Consider the following 16,411-nt stretch of genomic DNA (forward strand, 5'->3'; position numbering starts at 1 on the left):
CCACCTCGGCACTACGTCGTATGCATCTTACCCGTTTCGTCAAATCGGCGCGTATTTCTGACAATAAAACATGCCAATATGGCCATGGTTTAACGGATTTATTCTACGACTTGACAGTGGGAAAGAGTACTTCAATCCAGCAGTGCGGGGCGCAGGAGGACGATCAATGCGCCATTGCCCCCGTCGGCCCGGTTCGCGACGCAGAACGCGACCACGTCGTCCGTCTGCACGAGCCAGCTGTGGACCATGCCGCGCAGGACCGGTTCGCCGCCGGCCGAACCATAGCCCACGCCGTGGATGATGCGCACGCAGCGGATGCCGCGCCGGGTGGATTTGCGGAGATAGGCGTCGACGTGGCGGCGCGCCAGGTCGCGTGTGAGGCCGTGCAGGTCCAGCTCGTCCTCGACGGGCCAGTGGCGCTTGCGCAGCTTTTTCACCACGTCCGGGCCGACGCCCGGCGCCGACCAGCTGAGGGACGGATCTTCGTCGAGGAGGCCGTCCACGTCGAACTGGTCGGACAGCATCGACTCGCGCAGCACGGCGGCCGTTTCTTCTTCCAGGGTGCGGGGACGCGTGGGCAGGGGCTGGCCGCGCGTTTCGAATTCGTGCATCGGGCGCCACACGTAGCGGTCCGACTCGGGCATCTTGACGACGTCCGTGACGGCCGTGCGGAATTCGACGGCGTGCTCGCGCGCGATGCGCTCGCGCTTTTCCCGCTCGGCCTTTTCGATGGCGCGCAGCCTTTCGTCTTCCTTGAGCTTGTCGCGCAGGGATTTCAGTTCAGCGAAGTCCTTCATCGCCATAAAACCTCATCTAGATTCGCCGGGTTGCCCCGGAAACCCGGCGTTACTCCAGGGCTTCCAGGTAACGCTGGGCATCCAGCGCGGCCATGCAGCCCGAACCCGACGACGTGATCGCCTGGCGGTACACGTGGTCCTGCACGTCGCCGGCCGCGAACACGCCCGGGACGTTGGTCGCGGTGGCCATGCCTTCGCTGCCGCCGCGGGTCTTGATATAGCCGTTGTGCATGTCGATCTGGCCTTCGAAGATGCCCGTGTTCGGCTTGTGGCCGATCGCCACGAACAGGCCGTGCACCTTGAGCTCCTTGGTCGAACCGCCGTCCGTCGATTTCAGCTGCAGGCCGGTCACGCCGCTCTGGTCGCCCTTGACCTCGTCCAGCGTCTGGTTCAGTTCCAACACGATCTTGCCTTCTGCGACCTTGGCCATGAGGCGGTCGACCAGGATCGGCTCGGCGCGGAACTTGTCGCGGCGGTGGATCAGCGTGACCTTCGTCGCGATGTTCGACAGGTACAGCGCTTCCTCGACCGCGGTGTTGCCGCCGCCGATCACCGCCACTTCCTGGTTGCGGTAGAAGAAGCCGTCGCAGGTGGCGCAGGCGGACACGCCCTTGCCCATGAATTCCTGTTCGCTGGGCAGGCCGAGGTATTGCGCGGAGGCGCCGGTCGCGATGATCAGCGCGTCGCACGTGAACTCGTGCGAGTCGCCTACCAGCCGGATCGGCTTCTCGTTCAGGTAGGTCGTGTGGATATGGTCGAACACGATCTCGGTATTGAAGCGCTCGGCGTGCTGCAGCAGGCGCTGCATCAGTTCCGGACCTTGCACGCCCAGCGGGTCGCCCGGCCAGTTCTCGACGTCGGTCGTCGTCATCAGTTGACCACCCTGCTCGACACCGGTCACCAGCATCGGACTGAGATTGGCGCGCGCGGCGTACACGGCAGCGCTGTAACCGGCGGGGCCGGAACCGAGGATCAGGACTTTGGCATGTTTGCGAGTGGTCATGTGTGAACTTCTTCTATTGGATGATGCCCGGAAAGTGGGGCCGGGCAGTGCGGGAATCAAGAGGCGTCGAACCCGCGATTATAGTCGATGATGCAAACAAGCATGAATCGTGGGGCCATCGCGGCGCTATATCGCTTAGAATGGTCATCTTTGGGGAATTGTTACCCGGCAGTACCGTTTCACACCGCAATGAGCAAGAATAGTCCATCGACGAGCACGACCTATACTCACAAGCCGCGACCGCCCCGCCAGCCGCTGCCGAACCGGCTCGTGCGCCTGTTGTCGGAGGCGCGGTGGCTGGCCACGGCCGTCGCGCTGTTGTATTTCGTCCTCATTTTGCTCAGCTATAACAAGGCCGATCCGGGCTGGTCGCACGAGAACGCCGTCGCCCACGTCGCCAACCTGGGCGGCCGTGCCGGCGCCTGGCTGGCCGACTTATTGTTATTCATCTTCGGCTTTTCCGCCTGGTGGCTGTGCGTCTGCTTTACGCGCGCCGTGTGGAAGGGCTATCGGCGGCTGCACACCCGGTTCATCGTCCAGGAAGCGGAACAGGAGCCCGAGCACCAGGGCGAGACCCTGATCCGCTGGATCGGCTTCGTGCTGATGTTCGCCGGCAGTGTGGGATTGGAATACCTGCGCATGTGGTCGCTGAAAGTCGAGCTGCCGCGCGCGGCCGGCGGGGTGCTGGGCCAGCTGATCGGCCATTCCGCCCACACCGCATTCGGTTTCACGGGCGCGACCTTGCTCCTGCTGCTGCTCTTCGGCCTCGGTTTTTCCTGGTATTTCCAGGTGTCGTGGCTCGCGGTGGCCGAGCGCATCGGCGAATCCGTCGAGACGACCTGGGACTGGTTCCGCCTGCGCTACGAAGACCGCGAAGACCGCCGCTACGGCGAAGTGGCCGCGAACAAGCGCGATGAAGTCGTCGTGCACGAGCGCGCCAAGTACGTGGAAAAACACGCCGGTTCGCCGGTCCGCATCGAAACGCCGCGCGACGACGACTTCGACGAGGCACAGGACGCCGCGCCGCCGGCGCCGGGCTTCCTCGCGAAGATGAAGGCGAAGGTGAAGGCGCGCGGCGAAGCGAAGCTGGCACGCGCCCGCGCCGAGCCGCAGATCGACGATGCGGAGGCGCCAGCACAGGTGGCCATGGAACCGTCGTTCGACGAGCCGGACGAGGCGCCGCGCGCACCCGCGCCCGTAAAGGCGCCGCTGCCGCCGGCATCCGCGCCCAACCCGTCGCCGATCAAGATCGAACCGGCGATGACGAGCGTGCCGCGCTCGGAACGCGCCGAAAAGGAGCGCCAGTCGCACCTGTTCGAGGTCCACGGCGACAGCACGCTGCCGCCGCTGGCGCTGCTGGACGAGGCGCCGCCCGTCCAGGAATCCGTCGCCGTCGACACGCTGGAATTCACGAGCCGCCTGATCGAGAAGAAGCTGTCCGACTTTGGCGTCGAGGCGAAGGTCGTGGCCGCGTATCCGGGCCCGGTCGTCACCCGCTACGAAATCGAGCCGGCGACGGGCGTGAAGGGCAGCCAGATCGTCAACCTGGCGCGCGACCTGGCGCGTTCGCTGTCGCTGACGTCGATCCGCGTCGTCGAGACGATCCCCGGCAAGAACTACATGGCGCTCGAGCTGCCGAATCCGAAGCGCCAGATCGTGCGCCTGACGGAAATCCTCGGCTCGAAAGTCTATGGCGACAGCGCGTCGAGCCTCACGGTCGCGCTGGGCAAGGATATCGCCGGCAAGCCGGTCGTCGCCGACCTCGCGAAGATGCCGCACCTGCTGGTGGCGGGTACGACCGGTTCCGGTAAATCCGTCGGCATCAACGCGACGATCCTGTCGCTGCTCTATAAAGCCGATCCGGCCGACGTGCGCCTGATCCTGATCGACCCGAAGATGCTGGAGATGTCGGTGTACGAGGGTATTCCGCACCTGCTGGCGCCGGTCGTCACGGACATGCGCCAGGCCGGCCACGCCCTGAACTGGGCCGTGAACGAGATGGAGCGGCGCTATAAACTGATGTCGAAGCTGGGCGTGCGCAACCTGGCCGGCTACAACGGCAAGATCCTTGACGCGGCCAAGCGCGAGGAACACATCCCGAATCCGTTCTCGCTGACGCCGGACGCGCCGGAACCGCTCGATAAACTGCCGACGATCGTCATCATCATCGACGAGCTGGCCGACTTGATGATGGTGGTCGGCAAGAAGGTCGAGGAGCTGATTGCCCGTATCGCCCAGAAGGCGCGCGCGGCCGGCATCCACCTGATCCTCGCGACGCAGCGTCCGTCCGTGGACGTCATCACGGGCCTGATCAAGGCGAACATCCCGACGCGTATCGCGTTCCAGGTGTCGTCCAAGATCGACTCGCGCACGATTCTCGACCAGATGGGCGCGGAAACGCTGCTGGGCATGGGCGACATGCTGTACATGCCGCCGGGCACGGGCCTGCCGATCCGCGTGCACGGCGCGTTCGTGTCGGACGACGAAGTGCATCGAGTTGTAAAACATCTCCAGTCCACGGGCGAACCGAATTACATTGAGGGCATCCTCGAAGGCGGCGTGGCTGAGGATGGCAGCGGCGGCGGTGCCGACGGCGCGCCGGCGGGCGAGGGCGGCGGCGAGTCCGACGCGATGTACGACCAGGCCGTGGCCGTGGTGCTGAAGAACCGCCGGGCGTCGATCTCGCTGGTGCAGCGCCACCTGCGCATCGGTTACAACCGCGCCGCACGCCTGCTCGAGCAGATGGAGCAAAGCGGCATCGTGTCGCCGATGCAGTCGAACGGCAACCGGGACATCCTGGTGCCGGCAACGAACGCCGAGTGACGTCACGCAAACGTCCGCATTCAGCCAGCGTGTGAACGGCCGCGTCGCCAGCGTATAAAAAAAGGAAACCGATAAGTGAACATCAAGCTGAAGACTACTCTGATGGCGGCAACCCTGCTGATCGCCGGCGTGGCCCACGCCACGGCGCTGGACCAATTCAAGACCTTCGTGTCGGGTACGAAATCCGCACGCGGCGAATTCACCCAGACGCAGGTCATGAAGACCAAGACCGGCAAGACGTCCAGCGGCACCTTCGTGTTCGCGCGCCCCGGCAAATTCATCTGGACGTACCGGAAGCCGTACGAGCAACTGCTGCAGGCCGACGGCGAGACGCTGTACCTGTACGACAAGGACCTGAACCAGGTCACGACGCGCAAGCTGGGCGGCGCGCTGGGCAGCTCGCCGGCCGCGATCCTGTTCGGCAGCAATGACCTGGACAAGAATTTCACCTTGGCCGAAGCGGGCACGCACGACGGCCTGGAATGGCTGAACGCGACGCCGAAATCGAAGGACACGACGTTCGAACAGATCGGCATCGGCCTCAAGGACGGCTTCCCGCAGGCGATGGAGTTGAAGGACAACTTCGGCCAGACCGTGCTGCTGAAATTCACGAACGTCCAGCGCAACCCGGCGCTCGGCGCGCAGACGTTCAAGTTCGACGTGCCGAAAGGCGCGGAGGTCGTCAATCAGTAGACCCCGTGCAGTAAGCCACTTGCGCTTTCAACGCGCCGGCCATACATAGGCAGGATGAACTATAACAACGCAGCCCATGGATGACCTTTTCAAGACCGAACCCGCCGCCCCGCTGGCGGAAAGCCTGCGCCCGAAGACGATCGCCGAGGTGATCGGCCAGAGCCATTTGCTGGGCGAGGGCAAGCCGCTGAACCTCGTGTTCAAGTCGGGCCGGCCGCATTCGATGATCCTGTGGGGCCCGCCGGGCGTCGGCAAGACCACGCTGGCGCGCCTCACGGCGAACGCGTTCGACTGCGAATTCATCGCGCTGTCCGCGGTGCTGTCGGGCGTGAAGGACATCCGCGCCGCCATCGAGCAGGCCGAGCACTACCTGGCGTCCGGCCACCACACGATCCTGTTCATCGACGAGATCCACCGCTTCAACAAGTCGCAGCAGGACGCGCTGCTGCCGTTCGTGGAGTCGGGCCTCGTCACGCTGATCGGCGCGACGACGGAAAACCCGTCGTTCGAAGTCAACTCGGCACTGCTGTCGCGCTCGCAGGTGTACGTGCTGAAGGCGCTGAACGACGACGAGATGCGCCAGTTGCTGGAACGCGCGCGCCAGCAGGGCGGCCTGGCGCACCTGCAGTTCGACGACGTCGCCGTGCAAACGCTGATCGGCTACGCGGACGGCGACGCCCGCCGCTTCCTGAACCTGCTGGAGCAGACGAAGACATCGGCGGAGACCGCGCAGACGATTCACATCACGCGCGAATTCGTGGAAAACGCGCTGACCCTGAACGCGCGCCGCTTCGACAAGGGCGGCGACAATTTCTACGACCAGATCTCCGCGCTGCATAAATCCGTGCGCGGCTCGCATCCGGACGCCGCGCTGTACTGGCTGTGCCGCATGCTGGACGGCGGCGCCGATCCGAAATACCTGGGACGGCGCATCGTCCGCATGGCGTGGGAAGATATCGGCATCGCCGACCCGCGCGCCATCCAGCTCGCGAACGATGCGGTCGAGACCTACGAGCGCCTCGGGTCGCCGGAGGGCGAACTGGCGCTGGGCCAGGCCGTCATCTACCTCGCCATCGCCGCCAAGAGCAATGCCGGCTACAACGCGTTCAATGCCGCGATGGCGTTCGTGCGCAAGGACAAATCGCGCGAAGTGCCCGTCCACCTGCGCAACGCGCCGACCAAGCTCATGAAGGAACTGGGCTATGGCCACGAATACCGCTACGCGCACGACGAGCCGCATGCGTACGCGGCCGGCGAAACTTATTTGCCGGACGGCATGCCGGAGCCGGGCTGGTACCAGCCGGTGCCGCGCGGGATCGAGGCGAAGATCGCGGAAAAGCTGGCGTGGCTGCGCAGCCTGGACGACGACGCCCGCACTGACTGACTACAACCCGCGGCGCGGCTGGCTGTCCGTGCCGCCTTCGTCGCGCGCGCCGCGGCGGCGCAGCACCGTCAACTGGCCGTCCGGCTCCAGCCAGGCGCGGCGGACCTGGGCGACGTCCTCGACTTCGTGCTCGTGCAGCATCGCCCGCAATTCCTCGTCGCTGATCAGCTCGCGGCGCAGCGCGGCGTCCTGCTTGACGCCATCCTTGATGATGCAGATCGGCGGCGCCAGCGCGAAGCGGCGGAAGCGGGGAAAGCGGTAACTCAGCCAGTTCAGGCCGTAGCTCCAGCCGATGATGGTGCCGATCAGCAGGAAACCGTCGACGATGGAGAGGTAGTCGCCGGCCATGGCGTTCTGGGCGGCGTCGGCGATGATCACCAGCACGAGCAGGTCGGACAGGCCCAGCGCCCCGGCGTCGCGCCGCACGACGAAGCGGAACAGGCAGAACAGGAAAAGATAGGTCAGCGTGCCGCGCACGAACAGTTCCAGCGGCGGCAAGCTGAACGTAAACAGCGATTCCCAGTCGACATCCATGGACGGCCTCCTGGCCATTGGACTGTCGTGCATGCCCAAAAGATCGGCGCGCGGATGAGGACATGCGCCGCCTACGACTTGGTACAATTGCGGTTTCGATATCCCACCCTGCGACAATCCCGACAATGATAGACATTCAACTCCTCCGCAAAGACATCGACAACGTCGCCGCACGCCTCGCGAGCCGCAAGTACCAGCTCGACGTCGCCGGCTTCAGCGCCCTCGAAGCCGAGCGCAAGGCGATCCAGACGCGCACCGAGGAATTGCAGGGCAAGCGCAACTCGCTGTCCAAGCAGATCGGCATGCTGAAAGGCAAGGGCGAGGACACGAGCGCCGTGATGGCGGAAGTGGCCGGCATCGGCGACGAGCTGAAGGCCAACGAAACCGCGCTCGCCCAGGTGCAGGACCAGCTGGCGCACTTCATGGCCGCGATCCCGAACCTGCCGCACCCGTCGACGCCGGTGGGCCAGGACGAGTCGGGCAACGTGGAAGTCCGCAAGGTGGGCACGCCGCGCGCCTTCGATTTCGAAGTGAAGGACCACGTCGACGTCGGCAGCCCGCTGGGCCTCGATTTCGACACCGCGACCAAGCTGACGGGCTCGCGCTTCGCCGTGATGAAAGGCGGCATCGCCCGCCTGCACCGCGCGCTGGCGCAATACATGCTGGACACGCACACGGGCCAGCACGGCTACACCGAGTGCTACACCCCGTACATGGTCAACGCCGATTCGCTGCGCGGCACGGGCCAGCTGCCGAAGTTCGAGGAAGACCTGTTCGCGGTGAAAAAGGGCGGCGCGGAAGGCGAGGGCGAGAATTTCTACCTGATCCCGACGTCGGAAGTGTCGCTGACCAACATGGTGCGCGACGAGATCGTCGCGCTTGACACCCTGCCGATCAAGATGACGGCGCACACCCCGTGCTTCCGCTCGGAAGCGGGCAGCTACGGCCGTGACACCCGCGGCATGATCCGCCAGCACCAGTTCGACAAGGTCGAGCTCGTGCAGATCGCGCATCCGGAACAGTCGTACGACGCGCTGGAAGAGATGGTGGGCCAGGCCGAGACGATCCTGAAGAACCTGGGGCTGCCGTACCGCGTGATGCAACTGTGCACGGGCGACATGGGCTTTTCGGCCGCGAAGACCTATGACCTGGAAGTGTGGCTGCCGGCGCAGAACACGTACCGCGAGATCTCGTCGCTGTCGAACTGCGAAGATTTCCAGGCCCGCCGCATGCAGGCCCGCTTCCGCAACGCCAAGGGCAAGCCGGAACTGCTGCACACGCTGAACGGTTCGGGCCTGGCCGTGGGCCGCACGCTCGTCGCCGTGCTGGAGAATTACCAGCAGGCGGATGGCAGCGTCGTGATTCCGGAGGTGCTGCGCCCGTACATGGGCGGGCTGGAGCGACTGGCACCGGCGGCGTGATCAAATAGCCCTTCCGTTTTCGCGTGAGGCCGTCTATAATGCGGCCTCACGCGAATACAAGCGACCGGTTACCAGGAGAGGTGGCAGAGTGGTCGAATGTACCTGACTCGAAATCAGGCGTACGGGTGACCGTACCGTGGGTTCGAATCCCACCCTCTCCGCCAGAACAAACAAGGCCCCACCGGGGCCTTTTTTGTTTTGGCGGAGAGAGCAGGGCGCCTGCGCGCCCTGCGCGGTGGGATTCGAAGGGCTGGCCTTGCAAGGCCAGCCCTCTCCGAATCGCCCATCTGCCGTCCGCCTTGCGGACGGCCCCGCGCGCCGAGGGCGCGCGCTGCAAAGCGGGCAAAGCCCACAAAGCCCGCGCCGCTAACACAGCCTCCAAAAATCCTTCAACAATCTGCATATTGTTAGCATTTTCCCGCCAATAGCTATCCTCAAGGCATAAGATTTTTCTACCCTGCAGGTTTATTAGAAATACCTGGGGGAGATCCATGAAAGCCTTGTCCACGCTGTCCGCCGCATTGCTCGCGGCATTGCTCGTCGGTTGCGGCGGCGGCGGCGGTTCCGCATCGCCGGCGACCGCACCGGTTGCCGTGACGCCCACACCGGCGCCTGCACCGGCGCCAACGCCGACGCCGACGCCGACGCCGACGCCCACGCCGACACCCACGCCCGCACCGACCGCAGGCACCTACCCGAGCTACAACACGAATCCCATCCCGGCCGACAGGTCGGGCATGTCGCACGACGCCCAGCAGATCGCGGCATCGATCCGTATCGGTTTCAACATCGGCAATACGATGGAAGCCATCGGCGGCGAAACGGCCTGGGGCAATCCGCTGATCACGAACGAACTCATCCAGACCGTCAAGAAAGCCGGCTTCAACGCGATCCGCCTGCCCGTGGCGTGGGACCAGTACGCGGACCAGAAGACGGGCCAGATCAGCGCCACCTGGCTCGCCCGAGTGAAACAGGTTGTTCAGTATTGTGTCGACAACGATATGTACGTTCTGGTCAACATCCACTGGGACGGCGGCTGGCTGGAAAAGAACATCACACCCGACAAGAAGGATGCCGTGAATGCCAAGCAGAAGGCATACTGGGAACAGATCGCGACCACGCTGCGCGATTTCGACGACCACGTGATGTTCGCCAGCGCCAACGAACCGGCGACGGGCAACGAGCAGAATACCGACGTGCCGACGCTGAAAACGGCAGTCGCCGTCCTGCAGAGCTATCACCAGACCTTCGTCGACGCCGTGCGCTCCACCGGCGGCCGCAACGCCTACCGCGTGCTGGTCGTGCAGGCCCCGGAGACCAACATCGACCTGCTGGTGAAATACATGCCGACGCTGCCGGCCGACAAGGTCGCCGGCCGGATGATGGCCGAGATCCACTTCTACGCGCCGTTCAATTTCGCGCTGATGAACAAGGATGAATCCTGGGGCAAGCAGGCCTATTACTGGGGCGCGGGCAACCACTCGACGACGGATACCGACCGCAATCCGACGTGGGGCGAGGAAGACTACGTCGATGCCCAGTTCGCGAGCCTGAAGACGGCGTTCGTCGACAAGGGCATTCCGGTCCTGCTCGGCGAATTCGCTGCCCAGCGTCGCACGAACCTGACGGGCGACTCGCTGGCGCTGCACCTCAAGTCGCGCAACTACTACCACACCTACGTCGTCAAGAAGGCCCGCGCCAACGGCGTGCTGCCGTTCTTCTGGGACGTCGGGGCACCGGACGACCAGTCGGGCAGCATCTTCGACCGCCGCACGTACCAGGTGCGCGGCCAGGCGACACTGGATGCGTTGATGGCGGGCCTCGCTCCCTGATTGCGCTAGACTGGCGGTCATGAAAACCGCCATCTTCAGTGCCCGTCCGTACGACAAATCGATGCTGTCGGACGCCAACCGGGAAGCCGGCCACGACCTGCGCTTCCTGGAAGACCGCCTGACGCCGTCGACGGCCGCACTCGCGACAGGCTGCGCGGCCGTCTGCGTCTTCGTCAACGACGCGGTCGACGCAGAGGTCCTCGCGCTGCTCGCCCGGCAGGGCACGCGGCTGGTGGCGACGCGCTCCACCGGCTACAACCACATCGACGTCGCCGCGGCGGAACGGCTCGGCATCGCCGTCGTGCGTGTGACGGACTATTCGCCGCACTCGGTGGCGGAATTCGCGGTGGGCCTGCTGCTGGCCGTCAACCGCAAGATCGCCCGCGCGAGCGCCCGCACGCGCGACGGCAACTTCGACCTGCACGGCCTGATGGGCTTCGACCTGCACGGCAAGATCGTGGGCGTGATCGGCACGGGCAAGATCGGCACGATCTTCGCCCGCATCATGACCGGCTTCGGGTGCACGGTGGTCGGCCACGACCGCTACCCGTCGCCCGCCTTCGAGGCGCTGGGCGGGCGCTACGCGAGCATCGACGAACTGCTCGACTGCAGCGACGTCGTCTCGCTGCACTGCCCGCTGACGGAAGAGACACGCCACATCGTGAACGCGGCATCGCTGGCGCGGGCGAAGCGGGGCAGCATCCTCGTGAACACGAGCCGCGGCGGGCTGGTCGACACGGAGGCCGCGATTGCCGCGCTGAAGACGGGGCATCTGGGCGGTCTCGCGATCGACGTGTACGAGCAGGAAGCGAGCCTGTTCTTCCAGGATCTGTCGTCGACGATCATCACGGACGACGTCATCCAGCGGCTGGTGTCGTTTCCGAATGTGATCGTCACCGGGCACCAGGCGTTTTTCACGGTGGAAGCCATCGGACAGATCATGCGGACGACCATCGAGAGTTTGACGGCGTTCGAGCAGGGGAGGGAGTTGGTGAACCGCGTCCCGCTCGGCTGAGCGCCTGCTCTTCCGCCAAAAGAAAAAGGCTCCCGATGGGAGCCTTTTCTTTGAATCCTGGCGGAGAGGGTGGGATTCGAACCCACGGTACGGTCACCCGTACGCCTGATTTCGAGTCAGGTACATTCGACCACTCTGCCACCTCTCCTGGTAACTTTTATCATGCGGTCGTTTCGCGTGAGGCCGAATTATAGACGGTGGGTAAGAGAATCGCAAGCGTCGCCTGTGTGTCTTGTTAGCGCAAAGTAGTAATGTCCCCTAGCATTCGTCGTAGGGGAGGATGGGATAGTGATAATGATGACGGCCAAGGATGTGTTGCGCAGCCAGGTGATGGCCAAGTACTGGAGGGGAAGCTGGATTAGGCGAGCGCGGCGGGAAGGCTGGGCATCAGCGTCCGGCAAGTCAAGCGGCTGAAGCGGCGGATGCTGGACGGGGGAACCGAAGGCTTGTTGAGCCGGAAGCGCGGCAAGCCGCTGGAACGCGCCCAGCTCGACCGGTTCTTCGCGACGTACCCGCACGTGCGCGAGCGCTGGATCGCACTCGATGCGGTCGTGTTTGCCGAATTCATGCGCGCGCGGCTGCACGTCCTCGAACGCCTGGCGCATGCCCACATGATGCGCCTGTCCGGCGGCGCGCCGGTATCGCGGGTCGTCGTGCGATCGAGCCACACGGTCACGTTCGACGCGGCGTTCTTCGATGCGCCCCGCGCGGCGGACCAGTGGGACAACCTGGCTCATGCCCTGCTCACGCCCGAATTCGGTCGCTCCGGTGGCCGTGCTGGACGTCGTCGATGCCGGCTTTCCGAGTGGGTTCGTCGACGGCATCGTCGACGGCCGCGGCCGCATCGCGAGTCCCGTGATCCGCCGCTGGCTGATGGATGACGCGCCCGTCGATTTCGACGAGGCCGCGCGCGCCGCATTCGTCGAGCCGGAGGATGCCGCGTGGCTCGCGTTGTTCCGCCGGCATGGCATGCGCAACATGATGGCCCACGGCGTCAAGGACCTGCACGGCGGCGCGACCCGTTACTTTTGCTTCGCGGGCGTGCCGGACGGCGGGGAAGAAAAGATTCGGCTGCCGCAGCTCATCGTGCCGCACCTGCACGCGGCGCTGCGCACGCACTACCGCCTCAAGGTCCGCGCGCGGGACGTCGATTTCGACGAGGCCGCGCGCGCGAAGTCCTGCAGCTGGTCTGCGTCGGCAAGACCAACGCGGCGATCGGCGCCATCCTCGGCATCAGTCCGTGGACGGTCAAGGTCCATGTGCGCAACTTCATGGCCAAGCTGAACGTCTCGACGCGCGGGCATGCGGCGGCGATGGCGATGAAGAACGGCCTTGTGAGCACCTAACTTTTGATCCGTCGTCCCCGCGGAGGCGGGGACCCAAGTTCTGCCTGCATCGCGATAACGCGTGCATATTGGGCCCCCGCCTGCGCGGGGGCGACGTGTGAGGCTATCTAACTCAGTTCACGAAGCCGACCGCGCACGATGCCGGCCAGCGTCTGCACCGCGAACACGGCGATGACGAGCGTCGCGATGCCGAGGATGAGCAGTGCAATGCCATCCATCACCGGGCTGTCTACCACCGCCGCGTAGCGCAGCGCGGTCACGGCCGAGGCGGCGAGCGGGAAGCTGGCGGCCCACCACGCGACGCGGAACGGCGAGCAGGCCGGCAGGTGCACGAGGCGCGCCAGCAGCACCGGCAGCAGGAACAGATTGACCATCACGAGCCCCTGGGCGAACGCGTCGACGCGGCCGAACGTCGTCGTGTACGCCGAATAGCCCACCGCGAACGGCGCCAGCAGGATCAGCAGCGACGGCTGCAGCGCGGGCGCCAGCGGGTCTTCCGTGATCAGGCGCGACAGCAGCATCGCCAGCAGCGGCAGCGCGAAGAACAGGCCGACGGCGAGGCCGAACACCATCACGCCATGCAGGCCGTCCCAGCGCAGCACGGGCGCGGCCAGCGGGATGTCGAGCATGCCCACGACCGGAACGATCCACGCCGGCGCCACCTGGGCCGGCGTATGGCGCACGGACAGCCAGCGGGTGACGATGGCCCACGCGAACACGGTCATCCCGACGGCGCCCAGCACCCACGCGAGGCGCGCCAGGCCCAGGCTGACGTCGGCCAGCAGGAACGGCAGCAGCAGGAGGCTGATGAGGGGCGTGCCGAACAGATTGCCGCCGACCGGATGGGAGAACTCGGCACGTACCGTGGACCATCCGGCGGCGGCCTTGATGCCGTAGGCGATGGCCAGCACGGCGAAGGTGCCGATGGCGAGGGCGCCGATGGCCTGGCCGATCGCTGCCGGCACGCCGAACGCCTGGTACGCGAGACGCCAGGCGAGGGCCAGGCCCGTGAGGCCCATGACGGCGCCGAACAGGCCGACGGGCAAATAGGACAGGGTGGCCGGAACGGCTGGCGCGGCGGCGGCAGCGGGGCGTGCGGCTTGCATGGTATGCCTCCTCGTGATCGTGCTGAGGAGGTCATTCTGGAGGCGCGGGCACCCGGCCGCCATGCCCGGATGCGGCAGCGTTTTGTCCGATCGTCTCAACCGTGCAGGATCTTACGCGCGCTTGACGGCGTGCAGCCACACGGCCGCGATGCGCTCCACCTGCTCGTAGCCTTCGCAGCCCAGCTGGCCGCCGAAGACGTCCGGGTCGAGTTCCTCGTACGACCAGCCGTCCGTGTCGGCATCGAGGCGGTCGCGGATGGCGGCGAGGAACGGATCGGCGCCGTCGACGATGGCCACGCCCGTGTACAGCAGCAGGCTGCCGCCGGGATGCAGCCGGTCCAGCGCCGCGTGCACGATGCGGATCGACAGTTCGGCGCCGTGCGTGCCCCCGCCGTGGCGGTACGTCAGCTCGTCCGGATCGAGGATGTACGGCGGGTTCGACATGATGAGGTCGAAGCCGCCTTCGATGCCGTCCAGCAGGTCGCTGTGGCAGGGCACGACGTTGTGCGCCCCGTTCAGGCCCGCGTTGACTTCCGCGAGCGCCAGCGCGGCCGGGTTGATGTCGGCCGCGTAGACGGTGGCGTCGGGACAGCGCAGCGCCAGTTCGATCGCGCCCGGGCCGGCGCCGGCCCCGATGTCGACGGCGCGCCGCACCGCGCGGCGCAAGCCCCCGTGCGCACCGAGGACGCGCTTGAGGGCGCTCGTGTAACGGTAGGTGTCGGGACCGAAGAACACGGCGTCCTCGTCGGAAGTGGGCCAGGCCGAGTGGAAGTACAGGTGGTCGCCGATGGTCGAGGCGCGCACGCCGGCACGCCAGCCGTCCGCGCCCTCCGCAACCGCCAGGCCGGCCGCGCGCAGCTGGCCGGCCATGGGCTCGGGCAGCACGCCGGCGCGCCAGGGCCGGCTCCAGCCGAACACGCCGCGCAGGTCGAGGGCCCAGGCATTTTCCGGGCGATTGTTGACCCGGCGGTGCGTGGCGGGGGTGACGGTCACGAAACGGTAGCCGGTGGCCTGTAGACTGCGGCCGAGCGCGGCCAGCGCGTCGTGGTGGGCGAAGGTGGGGGTCATGCGCGCAAGCATGCGCGTTGCCTGTGCCCGCGTCCGTACGGGAGCGCACGGAGACGTGGACAGGCCGTCATGCACGCCGGGTCTGCCATATGGCATGATGCGGCTTATGTGAAAGTTCGAACAGATGCGGCCGCGCGCCGTATGCACAATGGACGGACTGATGCAGGAAGCGTGGCCCTACAGACGAGGATGACCATGAAGACGACGCCGGACGTAACCATTCGCGAGCGACTGGAGCGTGAGGTCCAGCGGGAACGCCACGAACGCCTGCTGCACGACGAAGAGCGCGCCGGCCTGGCGGTGGACGACGAGTTCCGCCTCAAGGATGCGCGCGAAAACATGGGGTCGGTGAAGATCAGGCGTGCCAAGGAGCGCTGACGGTCCTCCGGCTCGACAACAAGCAAGGAGAACATCATGCGTTGGGAAGGCGACAGGCAGAGCGACAACATCGAGGACCGCCGCGGCGGTGGGGGCGGCGGCGGATTCGGCATCGGCGGCGGGACCGTCGGCATCGGCACGATCGTCGTGGCACTGATCGGCTCGTGGTTCTTCGGCGTGTCGCCGTCCACGATCCTGAGCCTGCTGTCGGGCGGCTCCCCGGCCCAGGTCCAGCAGGCGCCGGCGCATCCGCCCGCGAACGACCGCGAGACGCAGTTCGTGCGCACCGTGCTCGGCTACACCGAAGACACGTGGTCGCAGATCTTCCGCGCCAACGGCGCGACGTATTCGCCGCCGCATCTCGTGCTGTACTCGGGCCGCACGCCGACCGGCGGTTGCGGCACGGGCCAGTCCGCCGTCGGGCCGTTCTATTGCCCGGCCGATCGCAAGGTCTACATCGACCTGACGTTTTTCCGCATGATGCAGCAACGCTTCAAGGTGGGCGGCGAATTCACGCAGGCGTACGTGATCGCGCACGAGGTCGGCCACCACGTACAGAACCTGCTGGGCATCTCGGGCAAGGTCGACAGCGCGCGCCAGCACCTGTCGGAACGGGAGGCCAACGCGGCGTCCGTGCGGCTGGAACTGCAGGCCGACTGCTTCGCGGGCGTGTGGGCCTACCACACGAACCAGGCCAAGCAGATCATCGAACAGGGCGACGTCGAATCCGCGCTGAACGCGGCGAGCGCCATCGGCGACGACGCGCTGCAGCGCCAGTCGCGCGGCGAGGTCGTGCCGGATTCGTTCACGCACGGCACGTCGGCCCAGCGCGTGCGCTGGTTCAAGCGCGGCCTGGAGACGGGCTCCGTCGAGCAGTGCAATACGTTCGAGGCGCGCCAGCTCTGACCCGCCTCCGCCTCCGGACAACGGCCGCCGCGTGCGGCCGTTTTCGTTCGTAAAATCAATAAATTTCCTTTTAAAAACAAAGCACTACGAAGCCTCGAAAAAAGC

Annotated in this window: 14 protein-coding genes, 2 tRNA genes and 3 pseudogenes; 13 read left to right on the forward strand and 6 right to left on the reverse strand. The window is 65.9% G+C overall.

Translation table 11 applies throughout. The annotated features are described in order from the left end of the window. Positions 1 to 131: 131 nt before the first annotated feature. On the reverse strand, positions 132 to 797 hold the full coding sequence (locus tag ACEN98_RS25255) for a Smr/MutS family protein (protein ID WP_413387620.1): 666 nt from the start codon (positions 795 to 797) through the stop codon (positions 132 to 134). A gap of 49 nt (positions 798 to 846) precedes the next feature. Next, a complete protein-coding gene (trxB, locus tag ACEN98_RS25260) occupies positions 847 to 1,800 on the reverse strand; it encodes a thioredoxin-disulfide reductase (RefSeq protein ID WP_413345516.1) in 954 nt (317 codons plus the stop codon). A gap of 189 nt (positions 1,801 to 1,989) precedes the next feature. Between trxB and ACEN98_RS25265 the strand changes: the two are divergent. The 4 genes and pseudogenes from ACEN98_RS25265 to ACEN98_RS25280 form a co-directional block, all read left to right on the forward strand. Next, positions 1,990 to 2,610, forward strand: a pseudogene (locus tag ACEN98_RS25265) (DNA translocase FtsK 4TM domain-containing protein); the annotation flags it as partial. Between the two features lie 465 nt (positions 2,611 to 3,075). Then, positions 3,076 to 4,623 (forward strand): annotated as a pseudogene (locus tag ACEN98_RS25270) (DNA translocase FtsK); the annotation flags it as partial. Positions 4,624 to 4,725: 102 nt separating this feature from the next. After that, on the forward strand, positions 4,726 to 5,316 hold the full coding sequence (gene lolA / locus ACEN98_RS25275; RefSeq protein WP_413389085.1) for an outer membrane lipoprotein chaperone LolA: 591 nt from the start codon (positions 4,726 to 4,728) through the stop codon (positions 5,314 to 5,316). Between the two features lie 76 nt (positions 5,317 to 5,392). Continuing rightward, on the forward strand, positions 5,393 to 6,700 hold the full coding sequence (locus tag ACEN98_RS25280; protein ID WP_413387621.1) for a replication-associated recombination protein A: 1,308 nt from the start codon (positions 5,393 to 5,395) through the stop codon (positions 6,698 to 6,700). Here ACEN98_RS25280 and ACEN98_RS25285 read toward each other — a convergent pair whose 3' ends face one another. Next, positions 6,701 to 7,234 carry a DUF421 domain-containing protein gene (locus tag ACEN98_RS25285; RefSeq protein ID WP_413387622.1) on the reverse strand — a complete coding sequence of 178 codons (534 nt, stop codon included), beginning with the start codon at positions 7,232 to 7,234 and terminating at the stop codon, positions 6,701 to 6,703. A 125-nt stretch (positions 7,235 to 7,359) separates the two neighbouring features. Here ACEN98_RS25285 and serS point away from each other — a divergent pair, with 125 nt between their 5' ends. The 4 genes from serS (at position 7,360) to ACEN98_RS25305 (ending at position 11,502) form a co-directional block, all read left to right on the forward strand. Next, positions 7,360 to 8,655 carry a serine--tRNA ligase gene (serS, locus tag ACEN98_RS25290; RefSeq protein WP_413344082.1) on the forward strand — a complete coding sequence of 432 codons (1,296 nt, stop codon included), beginning with the start codon at positions 7,360 to 7,362 and terminating at the stop codon, positions 8,653 to 8,655. 74 nt (positions 8,656 to 8,729) lie between these two features. Then, positions 8,730 to 8,819: transfer RNA gene (locus tag ACEN98_RS25295), tRNA-Ser, on the forward strand. Positions 8,820 to 9,146: 327 nt separating this feature from the next. Continuing rightward, positions 9,147 to 10,487 carry a glycoside hydrolase family 5 protein gene (locus ACEN98_RS25300; protein WP_413387623.1) on the forward strand — a complete coding sequence of 447 codons (1,341 nt, stop codon included), beginning with the start codon at positions 9,147 to 9,149 and terminating at the stop codon, positions 10,485 to 10,487. 19 nt (positions 10,488 to 10,506) lie between these two features. Continuing rightward, positions 10,507 to 11,502 carry a 2-hydroxyacid dehydrogenase gene (locus ACEN98_RS25305; RefSeq protein WP_413387624.1) on the forward strand — a complete coding sequence of 332 codons (996 nt, stop codon included), beginning with the start codon at positions 10,507 to 10,509 and terminating at the stop codon, positions 11,500 to 11,502. A gap of 58 nt (positions 11,503 to 11,560) precedes the next feature. Here ACEN98_RS25305 and ACEN98_RS25310 read toward each other — a convergent pair. After that, a tRNA-Ser gene (locus tag ACEN98_RS25310) sits at positions 11,561 to 11,650 on the reverse strand. 262 nt (positions 11,651 to 11,912) lie between these two features. On the opposite strand from ACEN98_RS25310, the gene ACEN98_RS25315 reads away from it, so the two are divergent. From ACEN98_RS25315 to ACEN98_RS25325, 3 genes and pseudogenes are all read left to right on the forward strand, one after another. Beyond that, a complete protein-coding gene (locus ACEN98_RS25315; protein WP_413389086.1) occupies positions 11,913 to 12,383 on the forward strand; it encodes a hypothetical protein in 471 nt (156 codons plus the stop codon). Next, positions 12,277 to 12,597: pseudogene (locus ACEN98_RS25320) on the forward strand (autoinducer binding domain-containing protein); the annotation flags it as partial. The gene ACEN98_RS25315 and the pseudogene ACEN98_RS25320, both read left to right, overlap by 107 nt. Beyond that, positions 12,531 to 12,848 carry a response regulator transcription factor gene (locus ACEN98_RS25325; RefSeq protein WP_413389087.1) on the forward strand — a complete coding sequence of 106 codons (318 nt, stop codon included), beginning with the start codon at positions 12,531 to 12,533 and terminating at the stop codon, positions 12,846 to 12,848. The pseudogene ACEN98_RS25320 and the gene ACEN98_RS25325, both read left to right, overlap by 67 nt. A gap of 107 nt (positions 12,849 to 12,955) precedes the next feature. Here the strand turns inward: ACEN98_RS25325 and ACEN98_RS25330 are convergent, their stop codons facing one another. Next, complete coding sequence (locus tag ACEN98_RS25330) at positions 12,956 to 13,954, reverse strand: SLAC1 anion channel family protein (RefSeq protein ID WP_413387625.1); 999 nt, start codon at positions 13,952 to 13,954, stop codon at positions 12,956 to 12,958. A gap of 111 nt (positions 13,955 to 14,065) precedes the next feature. After that, complete coding sequence (locus ACEN98_RS25335; protein ID WP_413387626.1) at positions 14,066 to 15,022, reverse strand: methyltransferase; 957 nt, start codon at positions 15,020 to 15,022, stop codon at positions 14,066 to 14,068. A gap of 195 nt (positions 15,023 to 15,217) precedes the next feature. On the opposite strand from ACEN98_RS25335, the gene ACEN98_RS25340 reads away from it, so the two are divergent. Further along, the gene (locus tag ACEN98_RS25340) at positions 15,218 to 15,400 is read left to right on the forward strand and encodes a hypothetical protein (protein WP_413344471.1); all 183 of its coding nucleotides are present in this window, start codon (positions 15,218 to 15,220) and stop codon (positions 15,398 to 15,400) included. Positions 15,401 to 15,436: 36 nt separating this feature from the next. After that, positions 15,437 to 16,306, forward strand: a complete 870-nt coding sequence (locus tag ACEN98_RS25345) for a neutral zinc metallopeptidase (protein WP_413387627.1) — start codon at positions 15,437 to 15,439, stop codon at positions 16,304 to 16,306. Positions 16,307 to 16,411: the final 105 nt, after the last annotated feature.

The sequence above is a fragment of the Massilia sp. CT11-137 genome, assembly GCF_047302885.1.
In the GTDB taxonomy this organism is placed as follows: Bacteria; Pseudomonadota; Gammaproteobacteria; order Burkholderiales; family Burkholderiaceae_D; genus Telluria; species Telluria orientalis.